The sequence below is a fragment of the Pseudomonas aegrilactucae genome, assembly GCF_019168305.1.
GTDB lineage: Bacteria > Pseudomonadota > Gammaproteobacteria > Pseudomonadales > Pseudomonadaceae > Aquipseudomonas > Aquipseudomonas aegrilactucae.
Genome location: NZ_JAHTBI010000037.1, coordinates 67236 through 83488, shown reverse-complemented (window position 1 = coordinate 83488; position 16253 = coordinate 67236). Strand labels below are relative to the sequence as shown.

The window sequence follows — 16253 nt, the reverse complement described above, 5'->3', positions numbered from 1 at the left end:
CGACGCTTTCGAATCGGCCACAATGCCCGGCCAGGCTCTGCAGTCAGCCCCGGTAATAACAAGGAAAATGCGGTGAAACTCAGCGATATTGCCCGTCTGGCCGGTGTCTCCGTCACCACGGCCAGCTATGTCATCAATGGCAAGGCCGAACAGCAACGTATCAGCACCACCACGGTCGAGCGCGTGCGCGCGGTGGTCGAGGCGCATGGCTTCACGCCCAACCCCCAGGCGGCCGGGCTGCGCAGCCGGCATACGCGTACCCTGGGCTTTATCCTGCCCGACCTCGAGAACCCCAGCTATGCGCGCATCGCCAAGCAGCTGGAGCAAGGCGCCCGTGCCCAGGGTTACCAGTTGCTGATCGCCAGCAGCGATGACCAGCCCGACAGCGAGCGCCAGTTGCAGCAGCTGTTCAAGGCGCGGCGCTGCGATGCGCTGTTCGTCGCCAGTTGCCTGCCTGAAGACGATGACAGCTACCGCCAGTTGCAGGCCAAGGGCCTGCCGATCATCGGCATCGACCGCAGCCTGGACCCGGCGCAGTTCTGCTCGGTGCTCAGCGACGACGAGCACGCCAGCCTGCAGTTGACCCGCAGCCTGCTCGACACCCAGCCCGCGCATATCGCGCTGATCGGTGCGCGCCCGGAACTGAGCGTCAGCCGTGCCCGCGCCTGCGGCTTCGACCAGGCCTTGCAGGGCTTTGGCGGGCGCGCCAGCCAGCACCAGGGCGAAGCGTTCAGCCGTGAATGCGGGCGGCGCCTGATGAGCGAACTGCTGGCCGAACTCGGGCGCCTGCCCGATGCCCTGATCACCACCTCCTACGTGCTGCTGCAAGGGGTGTTCGACGTGCTGCAGACGCGCCCGGCAGATTCGCGCAGCCTGCACCTGGGTACCTTTGGCGATACCCAACTGCTGGACTTCCTGCCCTTGCCGGTCAATGCCATGGCCCAGCAGCATGGGCTGATGGCCCAGACGGCCTTGCGCCTGGCGTTGGCGGCAGTGGAGAAGCAAGAGTACGCACCCGGCGTGCACGCGGTGGCGCGCACCTTCAAGCAGCGGATCTTCAAGGGCTGAGCATGCGCCTGGTCGATACCCACACCCACCTGGACTTTCCCGACTTCGACGCCGACCGCGACGAGGTACTGGCGCAGGCGCGCCAGGCCGGGGTGGAGCGCATGGTGGTGCTGGGGGTGGACCGGTGCAACTGGCAGCGGGTGTGGGACCTGGTCACGCGCCAGCCGCAGTTGTACGCGGCGTTTGGGCTGCACCCGGTGTACCTGGAGCAGCATCGTGCCGAGCATGTGCGCGAGCTGGGCGACTGGCTCAGCCGCCGGCGCGGTGACCGGCAGCTGTGTGCGGTGGGCGAGTTCGGCCTGGACTACTACGTGGCCGAGCTGGACCGCGAGCGTCAGCAGGCGCTGTTCGAGGCGCAGCTGCAGCTGGCGATGGATCTCGACCTGCCGGCGCTGCTGCATGTACGGCGTAGCCATGCCGACGTGATTGCACGGCTCAAGCGCTACAGGCTGGCCCGCGGCGGCATCATCCATGCGTTCGCCGGCAGTTTCGAGGAGGCGCGCGAGTACCAGAAGCTTGGCTTCAAGCTGGGGCTTGGGGGCGCGGCGACCTGGCCGCAGGCGCTGCGCCTGCGCAAGGTGCTGGCGCGCCTGGGGCTGGAGAGTGTGGTACTGGAGACGGATGCACCGGACATGGCGCCGGTGATGCATGCCGGGGTGCGCAACAGCCCGGTGCACCTGCCGCAGATTGCGCAGGCCTTGGCCGAGGTGATGGGCGTTGAGCTCGAGGCGCTGGCCGAGGCGAGTACGCGCAATGCCTGTGAGGTGTTTGGCTGGTAGTGCTGGCCGCTTCGCCGGCAAGGCCGGCTCCTGCAGGGACAGCGCAACAGATCACCATGGCGCTCTTGCACCCTCACACCCTGAACGCCCCGATCAGCTGCTTCAACGCCACCACCTGCGCCGACAACTGCCGGCTGGCATCCTCGGTCTGGTGCGCACCCTGCGTCGTGTGCTCGGCCGCACGGTTGATCTGCACGATGTTCTGGTCGATGTCATGCGCCACCGCCGTCTGCTGCTCGACCGCCGCCGCAATCTGCTGGTTCTGCTCCACGATGCTGTCTACCGCCCCAAGAATGTTCGCCAGCGCCTGCTGCACCTGCTGCGACTGGCTCACCGTGCCCGCCGCCAACTGATGGCTGCTGTCCATCGCACGCACCGCCGCCCCCACCCCACCCTGCAATTGCGAAATCATCTGGTCGATCTGCTCGGTCGACTGCTGGGTACGCTTGGCCAGGGTACGCACTTCGTCGGCCACCACCGCAAAACCACGCCCCTGCTCACCCGCGCGCGCCGCCTCGATGGCGGCATTGAGCGCCAGCAGGTTGGTCTGCCCGGCAATACTGCGGATGACCTCCAGCACCTGGCTGATCGCCTGGCTATCACTGGCCAGCTGGTTGATCACCACCACCGACTGATCGATCTCGGCCGCCAGGCCAGCAATGCTGCCCTGCTGCGACTGCACCAGCTCACGCCCGCTCAGCGTCTCGCGATTGACCCCCTGCGCACTGCTGACCGCCGCCGCGGCGCTGCGCGCCACCTCCTGGGCAGTGGCCGACATCTGGTTCATGGCCGTGGCCACCTGCTCGATCTGGCCGCGCTGGCCATTGACTGCCTGGGTAGTGCGCGCCGACACCCCATGCACCTGCTCGGCCTGGTGCTCGACGTCGGCCACCGTCACCCCAACCCGCTCGATCAGGTCGTGAATGCGCCGCACCGTGGCATTGAATACCCGCCCCAGTTCGCCCAGCTCATCACGGCTGTGGGCCTGGAAGGTCACCGTCATGTCACCGCCAGCCACCTTGTCCATCACCGCCCCAAGCCGGCTCAGGGTGCTGCGGGTAGAGGCATAGAAACCGCCATAGAGGTAGACGATCAGCAGGAACACTGCGCCCAGCGCCACCACCAGAAACACCATGTGCTGACGGTAGGCGGCCAGGCGCGCCTGCAATTGCTGGTCGAGCGATGCAAGGGTGGCGCGGTCGAGCTGATAGGTCTGCTCGATCAGGTCGCTGACCTGTTGATAGAACGCCGGCCAGGGCGCATCCAGCGTTTCGGCCACCACCACTTGGGTCTCGAACAGCTCGCTGGCCTGCTTGAGCGAGGCCAGGCTGCTGGCAGCCTGAGCGGCCAGGCGCGGCTCATGGCCCAGCGCGTCCTGCAGCCGGATGGCGTAATCGGCGGACAACGTGTCGAGCTTTTGCAGCAGGTCTTCGAAGCGTGTACTGGCCGACGAGTTGAGAAACCCCTGCCCTAGCGAGTAGGCGCCCATGGCGCGGCCTTCACCGAGGGTCTGGGTAACCTGCGCGGTCACCGCAGTCAACAGTTCTGCCATCTGACGCACGTTGCTGTCACTGTCCTGGCTCAGGCCCGCCTGGCTCGCCACCAGCCGGCTCAGCAACTGCGCCTGGGCCAGCAGTGCGTCGTACAACGCCGCCCTGGCCTGCAATGAGCGCTCGGCCTGGGCCGCCTTGAAACCGCTGAGCAGCTCGTCGCGCCTGGCCAGAAAAGCCTGGGCCTGCACCTCATCGATACTCACTGGGGCCAGGCCGCTCAAGCGCTCGACAGCCTGTTGTTCCAGCGCCGTGATACGCACCTCGACATCCTCGGCCTTGCCCGACTGCCCCAGCACCGCATTGATCTGCACCAGGTTGCCCAGTGTCTCCAGGTCGCCACGCAACGCCAGGCTGCCAGCCAACAGGTCGAGGCTGTGCAGCTCGACCTGGGTGGCATGGAACTTGGCATAGGCGTCACGCACCAGGTAGAAGTTGGTGACCAGCATGGGCAGGAAAAACAAAACGCTGATCAGGCTGAATTTCATGCCGAAGCTCAAGCGGTTCATCAGCGCGATGGCAGGGTACAAGAGGCGCTTCACGTGTCGTCTCCTTCGATTTCTTATTGTTCTGCGCACAATGGCACTGGGCCACTGGCAACCGTCAGTTGCACCTGTATAGCGCATATCGAAAGGGAGTTTTGTAACTTAAGGTTAACCGTGCCTAGGAGCGGGCCGCCATTGCGGCAGCCCGGTTAAACCTTGTGCGTCAGCCAAGCACGGTCCATAGCGCAAGGCCGGCGTACCACAGCACCGCCGAGCGCAGCAGCAGTTCCCACAGGCTGTCCAGGCCGGCCAGGCCGTCAGGGCCGGCCTCCAGGTGAGCAGGAATTTCAGCGGCGGCATTACCCGCCTGCTCCACCAGGCGCGCGGCGCCGATGTTCCAGTTGAGCAGCTCGTTGAGCATCACCCGGCTGAGTGCGACGAAGTTGCCGACCAACGCAAAGCTTGCCGCCAGCACGCGCACCGGCGCCCAGTCGAAGGCATGGCGCAACTGCCGGGCGCGCTCCTGCACCGCCGCGTTGTGTGACTGCTCGGCAGTCAGGGCCAGCAGCCGATAGGCCAGCGCGGCCGCAGGGCCCAGCAGGCTGTACCAGAAGATCACCGCAAAGAAGCTCTGGTAGGCGTGCCACAGCAGGTGGCCCTGAACCTTGCCCAGCAATTGCTGGGCGTCATCGGCACTCACCCCCAGATCGCGCTCGGCCACGTGTACCGCCGCCTGCTCGTCGCCCCGACGCCAGGCATCGCGAAACGGCCCCAGCGCCGCCTTGGCATCGCCCCGCCCCAGGCTGTAGACCACCACCAGCAGGTGGATCGGCAGGGCCAGCAGGCCGTAGGCCACCGGCTCCAGCACATGCAGCAGCAATGCCAGCACCGCCACCGGCAGCAGCACCAGCACAGCCAGCACCCACCAGGGGTCAGTCTTGCCGTTGCGTTCCAGGCGCAGCAGTTCCGTCAGGAAGAAACCGTCGCGCTGCACGCGCTGGCGCAAGGCCGAGAACTTCTCGACCCACAACACCAGCAGTAACACCAGAAAACTCATGCTCTGTCCTCCAAATCCTGCACACCGGCGTGGTAACGCGCCCAGTCGAACGCCGGCCCCGGGTCGGTCTTGCGCCCCGGCGCGATATCGCTGTGGCCGCGGATATGCCCTTGGTCGAGCGTCGGCCAGGCGCCCTGCAACTGTCGGGTCAACTGCTGCAAGGCAGTGTACTGGGCGTCTGTGAACGGCAGTTGATCAGTGCCTTCAAGCTCGATGCCGAGGGAAAAATCGTTGCACCCCTCACGTCCGTCGAAACACGACACGCCCGCGTGCCAGGCGCGGTCCAGACAAGAGACAAACTGGGTGACCTTGCCGTCACGCTCGATGAAGAAATGCGCCGACACGCGCAGGTGCTCGATCTCTTCGAAAAATGGGTGTTCCTGCGTGGGCAGGCAGTTCTGGAAGAACTGCTGAACCTTGCCCGTACCGAACTGCGCGGGCGGCAGGCTGATGTTGTGGATCACCAGCAGGCTGATCGCTTCGCCTTCAGGGCGCGCATTGAAATTGGGGGACGGACAATGGGTGACACCAGCGACCCAGCCAGTAGCGTGGTCCAGTTGCATAGAAAATCCTGAAGCATGAGGGCTCGGGTCGAGTATGCCCCGAGGGGCGGGCGGATGCATCGTTAAAAAGTGTCGGAGCGGGCCGGTTGTGTTGCAGCCTCTGGCCGCTTCGTCGACAAGGCAGGCCCTACGGTTGACGCTTGCGCAGCTGGCTGACCACCGAGCCCAGGGCCCGTTCGAACAGCAGGCTGGCATCCAGCATGCGCACCTCGCCCTGGCGCAACGCCATGGCCAGCGCCGCCGACGACCACTCACGCAACTTGCGCCCGGTACGGTCGACGAACACGTAGCTGTCGGTGCTCTGCATCACGGCAATCAGCTTGCCCCGCACAGGCTCACCCTCGTCGCGCAACTCGATCCAGGCGCCGGGGCGCAGCCCGCGCACCTGCAACAACGCCGGGTCATCGTCGGCAAGGCACGCCGCCAGCCCCCCGACCTGTACCGGCTCGGGCCCCAGCAAGGTGATCGGGGCACGCACCAGCACCCGCTCCACCGGCGCCTCCAGTGCCTGCAGGTGCAGGGCCTCAAGCTGAGCAAAGAATTCGCTGGTGGCAAACGGGTCGAACGCCACCGCCGTCAGCCCCTCGCGCAGCGCCTTGAGCAGGCCCGGCACCTGCGCCAGCAGCCGCTCGCGCGCCTCGGCGCCGGTATGCGGTTCTACACTCCAGAGCAACGCGTCCATGGTGGCCAGGGCTTGCTGCCACTGCGTCGCCCCCTCGCCATGCTTGAGGCAGGCCAGCAGCAGCACCTGGCTCCAGGCCTGCTCCAGCACCCGCACCACAGCGTGCGGCAGGCGCTTGCCCAGCAGGCGTCGATTGAGCTCGTGCTGAACCTGCTGGCGCGCCAGCACCGTGCGCGCGCGGCCCTCTTCGGCATCGCGGGTGCGTTGTTCGAGCAACTCGGTGCGGCGCCGCTCATCGGCATTGAACGCCAGAAACTCCGCCAGCAGCTCGGCAAATATCTGCGGGTCGTCGGCAAACTCGCTGAGCAAACGCTGCACGATCGCCTCCACGCGTACGTACAGTTCGTCGCGTTGGCAGTCGTCACGCGCGCCCCAGCCCATCGCCGCCGCGCCGATCTCGTCGAGCAGGCGCCGGGCCGGGTGGGTGGCTCGGCTGAAGAAGCTCTTGTCGAGCATCGCCACCTTGAGCATGGGGATCTGCAGGCGTGCAATCAGCTGGCGCAGGGAATACGGCAGATTGCGGTCGGCGAGCATGTACTCGAACAGCATGGCGATCAGGTTGATCACATCCTCGTCGCCGCCTTCGACCTTGCGGCACTTGCCACTTTGCACGCTGACCCGGGTCAGTAACTGCTCGAGCTGGTGACGCAGGTCGAAATCCTGCACCTCGCCCGCCGCCGGCACGAACTGCTGCAGATGCGACAGCAGGCGCAGCAGGTCATGGCTGCTGAGCAGGTGCACCCCGCCACTGAGTTCCAGGCGTGGCGCCACGCGCCCGCGCACCGGCCACAGCAATGCCTGCAGCGAGGCGAACGCTGCCTGCACCCCCGCGTCGGCCATGGCCGGGGCGTGCCGCGCCCCCTGGCTGGCCGGGTGCACCACGTTGGCCGGCGCAGGCTGCGCCGCGCGGCGGCTGTGCACACTCTTGAGTTCGGGAAGGATGCCGGTGGCGCTCAGCAGCTGGTTGGCTTCGCCGTACAACTGCCCGGCCTCGCTGAGCACATAGCGCTCGAACAACTTGAGCAGGATCAGCTTGACCTTGATGCCCACGCCCAGGCTGCGCCCGGCCTGCAGGAAGTACTCACAGAGCAGCGCCGGGCCCAGTGGGTTGGCGCGATCGTCCAGGCGCAGGCTGATCAGGCTGTTGAAGCGCAGGGTCAGCTGGCCCAGGGCAAAGCCGTCGCGTGCCAGTACACGGCCCACCATCGCCTCGACCGCCGCGCCACGCTCGCGCGCATCGTGGGCCACCAGCGCCAGCTGGTCATAACCGCGGGTAGTACGCGTCAGGGATGCCGCCGGGTTGTGGCCGACGATATCGATGAACGCTTCGTAGAAGAGGTCCAGAAATGCGCGCTCGATGCTCTTGCGCTTGAGGCGCAGGTCGCGCATGGCTTCGAAGAACAGGCTCTGCTGGAGGTTGTCGGGGGCCGTGTCGGCCATCTCGAACAGGGTGTCGTCAGCGTTGTCGAACAGGCCCTGCAAGGCCTGGCGCAAATGTTGCGCGGCCTTGTCGCGCACCTGCAGAAGGATGACCGGCAAGCGCGCCGCGGGCGTGGCTGACGCCTGGTCGGCGGCCGCCTTGAACGGCACCACTTTGCCGTCGTTGGGCATCCCGGTCTCCTTGCAGGGTTGTGCAGCGAATAAGTGAAAGGGCTGTCAAAGACATGACGCCAATTACAAGGCGCGCATTATCTGGCAAAACCGCGCGTCCTGCCAGCGAACTGTGCAGTACATTTCCGCAGGCCTTGAGATAGACCTTCGCCCACCTGAAAAGCTCAATTCCTGCCGACCAAAGGTGCAATGCCGACAGCCGTGGCAGTGCTTGCTGCATCGGCGCCCCGGCCTGCCCTATAATCCCGGCCACTTAGCTTGTGGAGCCCACCATGCCGAATTTACGCCTTGCCGACCTGACTGCCGAAATCGAAGCCAATGTGCGCCGCGCGTTGCTCGAAGACGTGGGCAGCGGCGACATCACTGCCCAGTTGATCCCGGCTGAACGTCTGGCCAAGGCCACCATCATTACCCGCGATGACTGCATCGTCAGCGGCACGGCCTGGGTGGATGCGGTATTTCGGCAACTCGACCCCCGGGTGGCGGTGCACTGGCAGGTCAGCGACGGTGAACGGGCCAAGGCCAATCAGGCACTGTTCCACCTGGAAGGCCCGGCGCGCTCGCTGCTGACCGGCGAGCGCAGCGCGCTGAACTTCCTGCAGCTGCTGTCGGGGGTGGCCACCCATGCGCAACACCTGGCAGACCTGGTGGCCGACACCCAGGTCAAGCTGCTCGATACCCGCAAGACCTTGCCGGGCCTGCGCCTGGCGCAGAAGTACGCGGTGACCTGCGGCGGTTGCCACAACCACCGCATCGGCCTGTATGACGCCTTCCTGATCAAGGAAAACCACATCGCTGCCAGTGGCGGCATCGCCCAGGCGATCACGGCGGCACGACGCATTGCCCCCGGCAAGCCGGTGGAAGTCGAAGTGGAAAGCCTGGATGAACTGCGTGAAGCGCTGCAGGCCGGTGCCGATATCGTCATGCTCGACGAATTGAGCCTGGATGAAATGCGCGAGGCGGTACGCCTGAATGCGGGCAAAGCGAAGCTTGAGGCCAGCGGCGGGGTCAACGAAAGCACGTTGCGGGTGATTGCCCAGACGGGGGTGGACTACATCTCGATTGGTGCGATGACCAAGGACGTGAAGGCGGTGGACCTGTCGATGCGCTTGAGCCTTTAAGCGCTTCGCTGGCAAGCCCCACAGGGATCATCGCTGCCCTTGTGGGAGCTGGCTTGCCAGCGAAGGGCTGCCAGGCAGCCCTAAGCCGCCGTCAGAACGAAGCGTTCTGCAGGCCGTCCAGGTAACGCTCCACATCCAGCGCCGCCATGCAGCCGGCACCGGCCGAGGTGATCGCCTGGCGATACACGTGGTCGGCCACGTCGCCAGCGGCGAACACGCCTTCGATGTTGGTGGCGGTGGCATTGCCCTCACGCCCGCCATTGACCACCATGTAACCGTCCTTCAAGGTCAGCTGGCCTTCGAACAGCGAGGTGTTCGGGGTGTGGCCGATGGCGATGAACACGCCGTCGACCTTCACTTCGTCGAAGCTGCCGTCGTTGTTCTTCAGGCGCGCACCGGTCACGCCCATGTTGTCACCCAGCACTTCGTCGAGGGTGGCGTTGAGCTTGAGCTCGATCTTGCCTTCGGCCACACGCGCGTTGAGCTTGTCGATCAGGATCTTCTCGGCGCGGAAGGTCTCGCGACGGTGCACCAGGGTCACCTTGCTGGCGATGTTGGCCAGGTACAGGGCTTCTTCTACAGCGGTGTTGCCACCACCGACCACGGCCACCGGCTTGTTGCGGTAGAAGAAACCGTCGCAGGTTGCGCAGGCCGAAACGCCCTTGCCCATGAACGCTTCTTCCGAAGGCAGGCCCAGGTAGCGGGCGCTGGCGCCGGTGGCGATGATCAGTGCGTCACAGGTGTAGGTCGCGTTGTCGCCCTTGAGGGTAAACGGCTTGCTGGCCAGGTCGACGGCGTTGACGTGGTCGAACACCACTTCGGTCTCGAAACGCTCGGCGTGTTCCTGCATGCGCTGCATCAGGGCCGGGCCGGTCAAGCCGTGCGGGTCGCCCGGCCAGTTGTCGACTTCGGTGGTGGTGGTCAGCTGGCCGCCAGCCTGCATGCCGGTGATCAGCAGCGGCTTGAGGTTGGCACGGGCCGCGTACACGGCGGCGCTGTAACCGGCAGGGCCGGAACCGAGAATGATCACCCGCGAATGACGTACTTCAGACATGACTCTCTCCTGTCGAACGGGCGCGCCAGCGTCGTGACGCCCGGCGCACCGGCTGGAATAAAAAAGAACCCGCGAAGCACTTGGGGAAGGCTTATGGCCGCAGGTTCTGAAAACCGTAATGGGTGTGACTGTATCGAGGGGGCAGAGATTAAGGAAATATCCTTAGACAATCCACCTTATAGACGAGCTCTATCCATGCCCTGGCCTGGCGCCACTTTACCTATGAAATGCACTGCCAGGGATTTGTTACCGCCCGTTGCTCATTTTCCGCCGCGCTTTCACCGCTGGCTCAAACTCGGTAAGGTCGGCGCGTTTACCACCGCTCGGAGCGTTTTATGCAAGCCCCTGTCCTTTCCGGCCCTCAGTACCTGCGCGAAGGCCTGAAGCTGATCCTCAGCCCTGGCCTGCGGTTGTTCGTGCTGCTGCCGCTGGCGGTCAACCTGCTGCTGTTCGTGGGCCTGATCTATTTTGCCGGCCACCAGTTCAGCCTGTGGGTCGACACCCTGATGCCCACCCTGCCCAGCTGGCTGAGCGCCCTCAACTACCTGCTGTGGCCGCTGTTCGTGGTGCTGGTGGGGTTGATGGTGTTCTTTACCTTCACCCTGCTGGCCAACGTCATCGCCGCGCCGTTCAACGGGTTCCTGTCCGAAAAAGTCGAAGTGGTGGTACGTGGCAACGATCCCTTCCCCGCCTTCAGCTGGGCCGAACTGACCGCCATGGTGCCACGCACCCTGAGCCGTGAGCTGCGCAAGCTGGGCTACTTCGCCCCGCGTGCACTGGCACTGTTCATCCTGTCGTGGATCCCGGTGGTGAACATCATCGCCGCACCGCTGTGGCTGCTGTTCGGTATCTGGATGATGGCCATCCAGTACATCGACTACCCGGCGGACAACAACAAGCTGAGCTGGCAGGACATGCTCGCCTGGCTGCGCGCCAAGCGCTGGCAGAGCCTGGGCTTTGGCGGCTCGGTGTACCTGGTGCTGCTGATCCCGTTCCTCAACATCCTGATGATGCCGGCAGCGGTGGCCGGTGCAACACTGTTCTGGGTGCGCGAGCGCGCCTGACGGTGTGCACGCGGGCGGCGGCGCAATGCTGCCGCCCGCGAGGGGTCAGGACGTCAGCTGGTTGGAGAACTGACCCACCGCGTCCACCACTTTCTTCGCCCCATCCTGAATCTCGACGATCACGGTGCCGGTCTCGCCTGCCAGCGACAAGCCCTGCTCGGCCTGGCGCTTGCTGTTGTCGATGATGTCGACCGCGGCCTTGGCCAGCTGGGCGTTCTGCTGCACCACCCGGGCAATCTCCTCGGTGGCGGTGCTGGTGCGCGAGGCCAGTTGGCGTACCTCGTCTGCCACCACGGCAAAACCGCGCCCCTGCTCGCCGGCGCGTGCCGCCTCGATCGCCGCGTTGAGTGCCAGCAGGTTGGTCTGCCCGGCGATGTCGCTGATGGTCTTGATGATCGAACCGATCACCTGCGACTGCTTGTCGAGCGCCTCGATGCCTTCGGCAGCCTCTTGCATGCAGGTCTCCAGGCCGCGCATCACCTCGACACTCTGGGTCACCACCGCAGTCGCCTTGCGCGCACTGGCATCGGTGTCCAGGGACGTGGTGTAGGCGATGTCCGCGGCATGCGCCACGGCCGCTTCCTGGTTGACCTGCTCGGTGATCACGGTGGCGAACTTGACCACCTTGTACAGCACGTCATGGGCATCGATGATCGGGTTGTAGGACGCCTCCAGCCACACCACACGCCCGTGGGCGTCGATGCGCTTGAAGCGCTCGGCCACGAATTCGCCCCGGCGCAGCTTGTCCCAGAACTGCTGGTAGGCCGCCGAGTTGTACTCTTCAGGCTCGCAGAACAGGCGGTGGTGCTTGCCGCGCACCTGCTCCAGCGAGTAGCCCATGGTGTGCAGGAAACGATCGTTGGCCGTCAGTACTTCGCCATTGAGGTTGAACTCGATCACCGCCGTGGAGCGCATCAGGGCCTTGATCAGGCTTTCGTGCTCGCGCGAGGTGGCGATGGTGCGGGTCAGGTCGCTGGAGTGCAGGGTGAAGTACTTGAGGCGGCCCTCGGCATTTTTCACCGGCTGCAGGATCGAGCGCAGCCAGGCCTCTTCGCCATCGCCACGCAGCAGCCGGAATGCGCCGTTGAGGTGCTCGCCACGGCTGAGGGCCTGCTTCATGCGTTTATAGAAATCGAGGGGCTTCACATGCGCCGGCACGATGTCTTCGATGTTGCGCCCCAGCAACTGCTGGCTGGAATAGAGCATCTCTTTCTCGAAGTTGCCGTTGACCGACTCGATGCGCCCCTGGGGATCGAGTTGCAGCACCAGCATCTCGCTGTCGAGGCTGCATTTGACTTGCTCCATGGACAGCAGCTCTTCACGCAGCCGGACATTCTCTTGTTTCAGTTTGCTGTTGAACATTACCGCTCCTGGAGCGCAAGCCTGTTTCGAATGCCTCTGCATCGGCAGATTGCCGGACAATCTTGAGCCGCTTCACCGGCATATTTTCAGGCGGCGCAGGCGCCGGTGATCAGGCGTCACGAATCCGTCATCCGGCGGTCATATGAGCGCAACCGGCGCACCGGAACATCAGCCCATGACCAGCCCCAGCCTGCACATCACCCTGATCAGCGAAACCTTCCCACCGGAAATCAATGGCGTGGCCAATACCCTCGGCCGCCTCTGCGAGGGCCTGCGCCTGCGCGGGCATCGCGTGGAGCTGGTGCGCCCGCGCCAGGCCGGCGACAGCAGCGCGGCGCACGACGCCGACCTGCTGCTGTGCCGTGGCTGGCCGCTGCCCGGCTACCCCGGCCTGCAGTGGGGCCAGGTGTCGATGCACAAGCTGCTGCGGCGCTGGCGCCGCGAGCGGCCGCACGTGCTGTACATCGCCACCGAAGGCCCGCTGGGCCTGAGCGCCCTGCGCGCCGCACGGCGCCTCGGGATTGCCGTGGTCAGCGGGTTCCACACCAACTTCCAGCAGTACTCCAGCCAGTACGGCTTCGGCCTGATGACACGCCTGGTCACCCATTACCTGCGCGGGTTCCACCACCGCTGCCACAGCACCCTGGTGCCCAGCATCAGCCAGCGCGTGGAGCTGCAGCGGCGCGGCTTCGAACGCCTGACCCTGCTGGCACGCGGGGTCGACAGCGGCCTGTTCAATCCGGCACGACGCAACCCCGCGCTACGCCAGGCCTGGGGCCTGGGCAATGACGATATCGCGCTGCTGCATGTGGGGCGGCTCGCGGCGGAAAAGAACCTCGGCCTGCTCGGACAATGCCTGTTGGCGCTGCGCCAAGCCTACCCTGCGCGCACCATCCGCCTGGTCGTGGTGGGTGACGGCCCGCAACGCGGCACGCTCCAGCAGCAGTTGCCCGATACCGTGTTCTGCGGCCTGCAGCGTGGCGAGTCGTTGGCCGAACACTATGCCTCGGGGGATATCTTTCTGTTCCCGAGCCTGACCGAAACCTTCGGCAACGTGGTGCTCGAAGCGTTGGCCTCGGGGCTGGGCGTGGTGGCCTACGACGAAGCCGCGGCGGCCCAGCATATTCGCCATGGGCACAGTGGCGCACTGGCGATGCCAGGCGACAGCGAGGCGTTCATCGATGCCGCCAGTTGGCTGCTGGAAGACAGCGAAACCCTGCGCCGGGTGCGCCTGAATGCCCGCCAGCATGCCAGCCGCCAGGGCTGGCCGGCCATCGTCGAGCAGTTCGAGGCGCACCTGCGCAGTGCCTGCCAGGCGGCGCCAGCGCCTCAGCCGCGCCGCGCCGACCCCGCGCTGCAGGTCAAGCCAGGCTCGTCAGCGCCGCGCGGCTGAACGCCAGGATGTCCTGCTCGCGCCCCTGGCGCACCTTGGTCGCCCATTGCGCATCCACCAGCAACGCACGGCCCACCGCCACCAGGTCGAACTCCTGGTTGCCCAGGCGTTGCAACAGGTGCTCCAGGCTGGCCGGTTGCGCCACCTTGTCGGTGTCGACCATGAACTGCAGAAACTCGCCGTCCAAGCCGACGCTGCCCACGGTGATGGTCGGCTTGCCAGTGAGCAGGCGCGTCCAGCCGGCCAGGTTGAGGTCGCTGCCGTCGAACTCGGGCTCCCAGAAGCGGCGTGTCGAGCAGTGGAAGATATCTACCCCGGCTGCGGCCAACGGCTGCAGGAACGCCCCCAGCGCCTCGGCGTTGTCGACCAGGCGGGCGCTGTAGTCCTGCTGCTTCCATTGTGAAAAGCGGAAAATGATCGGGAAGTCGGGCCCTACGGCGGCGCGCACGGCCTGGATCAGCTCGATGGCAAAGCGCGAGCGCCCGGCCAGGTCGCCGCCGTATTCGTCGCTGCGCTGGTTGCTGGCAGCCCAGAAGAACTGGTCGATCAGGTAGCCGTGGGCACCGTGGATCTCGACGCCGTCCATGCCGATGGCCTGGGCGTCGCGGGCGGCCCGGGCGAAGGCGTCGATCACCTGGCGGATGTCGGCGTGGGTCATGCCGTGCACCGCCACCTGGCCGTCCTTGCGTTTTTCACTCGGGCCGTAGCCCGGCACGCTGGCGTCCGGCTCGGTGCCCAGGCGTCGCACATTGCCCACATGCCACAGCTGCGGCACGATCTTGCCCCCCTCGGCGTGCACCGCATCCACCACCTGCTTCCACCCGGCCAGGGCATCGGCGCCATGGAAGCGCGGCACGTTGGGGTAGCCGTTGGCGGCCGGGTGGTCGACGGTGGTGCCTTCGGTGATGATCAGGCCGACATCGGCGGCGGCGCGGCGCCGGTAGTACTCGACCACCTGCGCGTGGGGCACGCCGCCGGGGCAGAAGGTACGGGTCATCGGCGCCATGACCACGCGGGTCGGCAGCTCGAGGGCGCCCAGGGTAAAGGGGGTGAACAGGGTTTGGGCGGGCATGCGGCGCTCCTTTGGAGGAATGGCGCCTGAGCATAGGGCGGGATTGTCGGCGACCCCACTACTATTGATAGCGGTGATCGGGGTGGATTTTTCGCCGGCAAGGCCGGCTCCTGCAGACGACTGTGCAGCCATTGCAGGAGCCGGCCTTGCCGGCGATGGGGCCCATCAGGCCAGGGCTTTTTCGATCGCCTGCACCACCGTGGCATCATCCGGCGCCGTACGCGGCGAGAACCGCGCCAGCACCCGACCGTCCTTGCCCACCAGGAACTTCTCGAAGTTCCAGGTGATGTCCCCGGGGAACTCGGCGCCTTCACCGGCCAGCAAGCGGTACAGCTGGTGCCGGTCAGGGCCGTTGACCTCCAGCTTGCCACCCAACGGGAAACTCACTCCGTAGGTCTGACTGCAGAACGCGGCAATATCCTGCTCGCTGCCAGGCTCCTGCCCGGCAAACTGGTTGCACGGCAAGCCCAGTACACTGAAGCCCTGGTCCTTGTACTGCTGATAGAGATTTTCCAGCGCCGCGTACTGTGGCGTCAGGCCGCACTTGGAGGCCACATTGACCACCAGCACTACCTGGCCCTTGAACGGCGCCAATGGCAGCTCCTGGCCGTCGAGGGCCTGCAGCTTCAGGTCGTGAAATGCACTCATGACGAACTCCCCTTTTGCGTTCCCGGCTGGTGCAACGAATTCAGCCCACTAAAAAAGCGCCCGTCCAAGCCGTCTGCCTCCTGGGAGAACACGACGGACTTGCCCGGGCGCCTTAGCGACTCTCTGAGCTTAGCGCAGAAAATCAGTGCTGATGGCCACCTTCGCCATGCACGTGGCCATGGGCGATTTCTTCTTCGCTGGCATCACGTACCGCCACGACCTTGACCTTGAAGTTCAGGCGCTGGCCAGCCAGTGGGTGGTTGCCGTCGACGGTCACGTCATCGCCGTCCAGGTCACGGATGGTCACGATCTGCATCTGGCCATCGGGCGCGGAAGCGTGGAACTGCATGCCCACTTCCAGCGTGTCGACGCCTTCGAACATGCTGCGGTTCAGGGTGCTGACCAGCTCGGCCAGGTATTCGCCGTAGGCGTCTTCCGGCTCGATGGCGACGTCCAGCTCAGCGCCGGCGTCTTTGCCTTCCAGGGCTTTTTCCAGGCCTGGAATGATGTTGCCTGCACCGTGCAGGTAAACCAGCGGCGCGCCGCCGTTGGAGCTATCGATGACCTCACCAGCGTCGTTGGTCAGGGTATAGTCGATGGAGACAGCCTTGTTGGCGGCGATCGGCATGGGGCGAGACCTTTTGCATAAGAATGTAGAACGAGCAAGTGTAACCAACGCATCGCCCGAAAGCGAACGCAACCCGGACAAACGGAACGCATCCGCCGCACCTGCCTTTTACTGCC

General features: G+C 65.4%; 13 protein-coding genes and 3 pseudogenes. 6 read left to right on the top strand and 10 right to left on the bottom strand.

What is annotated here, in order from left to right:
• Positions 1-72: 72 nt before the first annotated feature.
• Both cra and KUO17_RS11115 read left to right on the top strand, forming a co-directional pair.
• The gene (cra, locus tag KUO17_RS11120) at positions 73-1068 is read left to right on the top strand and encodes a catabolite repressor/activator (protein ID WP_217975615.1); all 996 of its coding nucleotides are present in this window, start codon (positions 73-75) and stop codon (positions 1066-1068) included.
• Between the two features lie 2 nt (positions 1069-1070).
• On the top strand, positions 1071-1847 hold the full coding sequence (locus KUO17_RS11115; RefSeq protein ID WP_217975614.1) for a TatD family hydrolase: 777 nt from the start codon (positions 1071-1073) through the stop codon (positions 1845-1847).
• Between the two features lie 73 nt (positions 1848-1920).
• Here KUO17_RS11115 and KUO17_RS27160 read toward each other — a convergent pair whose 3' ends face one another.
• The 4 genes from KUO17_RS27160 to KUO17_RS11095 all read right to left on the bottom strand — a co-directional run bounded on the left by KUO17_RS27160 (position 1921) and on the right by KUO17_RS11095 (position 7795).
• Entirely contained in the window at positions 1921-2625 is a 705-nt protein-coding gene (locus KUO17_RS27160; RefSeq protein WP_425274848.1) for a methyl-accepting chemotaxis protein, read from the bottom strand.
• 1480 nt (positions 2626-4105) lie between these two features.
• Entirely contained in the window at positions 4106-4939 is an 834-nt protein-coding gene (gene ampE, locus KUO17_RS11105; protein ID WP_217975612.1) for a regulatory signaling modulator protein AmpE, read from the bottom strand.
• Positions 4936-5502, bottom strand: a complete 567-nt coding sequence (gene ampD, locus KUO17_RS11100) for a 1,6-anhydro-N-acetylmuramyl-L-alanine amidase AmpD (RefSeq protein ID WP_217975611.1) — start codon at positions 5500-5502, stop codon at positions 4936-4938. Before ampD ends, ampE begins: the two co-directional genes overlap by 4 nt.
• A 127-nt stretch (positions 5503-5629) precedes the next feature.
• Complete coding sequence (locus tag KUO17_RS11095; RefSeq protein WP_217975610.1) at positions 5630-7795, bottom strand: DUF1631 domain-containing protein; 2166 nt, start codon at positions 7793-7795, stop codon at positions 5630-5632.
• A 272-nt stretch (positions 7796-8067) separates the two neighbouring features.
• Here KUO17_RS11095 and nadC point away from each other — a divergent pair, with 272 nt between their 5' ends.
• Positions 8068-8916: a carboxylating nicotinate-nucleotide diphosphorylase gene (nadC, locus tag KUO17_RS11090; protein ID WP_217975609.1), complete on the top strand. Its 849-nt coding sequence runs from the start codon at positions 8068-8070 to the stop codon at positions 8914-8916.
• Between the two features lie 91 nt (positions 8917-9007).
• Here the strand turns inward: nadC and trxB are convergent, their stop codons facing one another.
• Positions 9008-9970 (bottom strand): thioredoxin-disulfide reductase, encoded by a 963-nt coding sequence (gene trxB, locus KUO17_RS11085; RefSeq protein ID WP_217975608.1) that lies wholly within the window; start codon positions 9968-9970, stop codon positions 9008-9010.
• Positions 9971-10305: 335 nt separating this feature from the next.
• Here trxB and cysZ point away from each other — a divergent pair, with 335 nt between their 5' ends.
• A complete protein-coding gene (cysZ, locus tag KUO17_RS11080) occupies positions 10306-11034 on the top strand; it encodes a sulfate transporter CysZ (RefSeq protein ID WP_217975607.1) in 729 nt (242 codons plus the stop codon).
• A 45-nt stretch (positions 11035-11079) separates the two neighbouring features.
• Here cysZ and KUO17_RS27155 read toward each other — a convergent pair.
• Both KUO17_RS27155 and KUO17_RS27150 read right to left on the bottom strand, forming a co-directional pair.
• A pseudogene (locus KUO17_RS27155) lies at positions 11080-11439 on the bottom strand (methyl-accepting chemotaxis protein); the annotation flags it as partial.
• Between the two features lie 228 nt (positions 11440-11667).
• Positions 11668-12306: pseudogene (locus KUO17_RS27150) on the bottom strand (PAS domain-containing protein); the annotation flags it as partial.
• Between the two features lie 265 nt (positions 12307-12571).
• Between KUO17_RS27150 and KUO17_RS11070 the strand changes: the two are divergent.
• Positions 12572-13789 carry a glycosyltransferase family 4 protein gene (locus KUO17_RS11070; protein ID WP_217975605.1) on the top strand — a complete coding sequence of 406 codons (1218 nt, stop codon included), beginning with the start codon at positions 12572-12574 and terminating at the stop codon, positions 13787-13789.
• On the opposite strand, the gene KUO17_RS11065 is transcribed toward KUO17_RS11070, so the two are convergent.
• The 3 genes from KUO17_RS11065 to KUO17_RS11055 form a co-directional block, all read right to left on the bottom strand.
• On the bottom strand, positions 13758-14861 hold the full coding sequence (locus tag KUO17_RS11065; protein ID WP_217975604.1) for an NADH:flavin oxidoreductase: 1104 nt from the start codon (positions 14859-14861) through the stop codon (positions 13758-13760). The genes KUO17_RS11070 and KUO17_RS11065 overlap by 32 nt on opposite strands.
• Before the next feature lie 165 nt (positions 14862-15026).
• Positions 15027-15509: a glutathione peroxidase gene (locus tag KUO17_RS11060; protein ID WP_217975603.1), complete on the bottom strand. Its 483-nt coding sequence runs from the start codon at positions 15507-15509 to the stop codon at positions 15027-15029.
• Positions 15510-15651: 142 nt separating this feature from the next.
• Entirely contained in the window at positions 15652-16137 is a 486-nt protein-coding gene (locus tag KUO17_RS11055; RefSeq protein ID WP_217975602.1) for an FKBP-type peptidyl-prolyl cis-trans isomerase, read from the bottom strand.
• On the opposite strand from KUO17_RS11055, the pseudogene KUO17_RS26625 reads away from it, so the two are divergent.
• Positions 16106-16237 (top strand): annotated as a pseudogene (locus KUO17_RS26625) (DUF3565 domain-containing protein); the annotation flags it as partial. The gene KUO17_RS11055 and the pseudogene KUO17_RS26625 sit on opposite strands and share 32 nt — an antisense overlap.
• Positions 16238-16253: the final 16 nt, after the last annotated feature.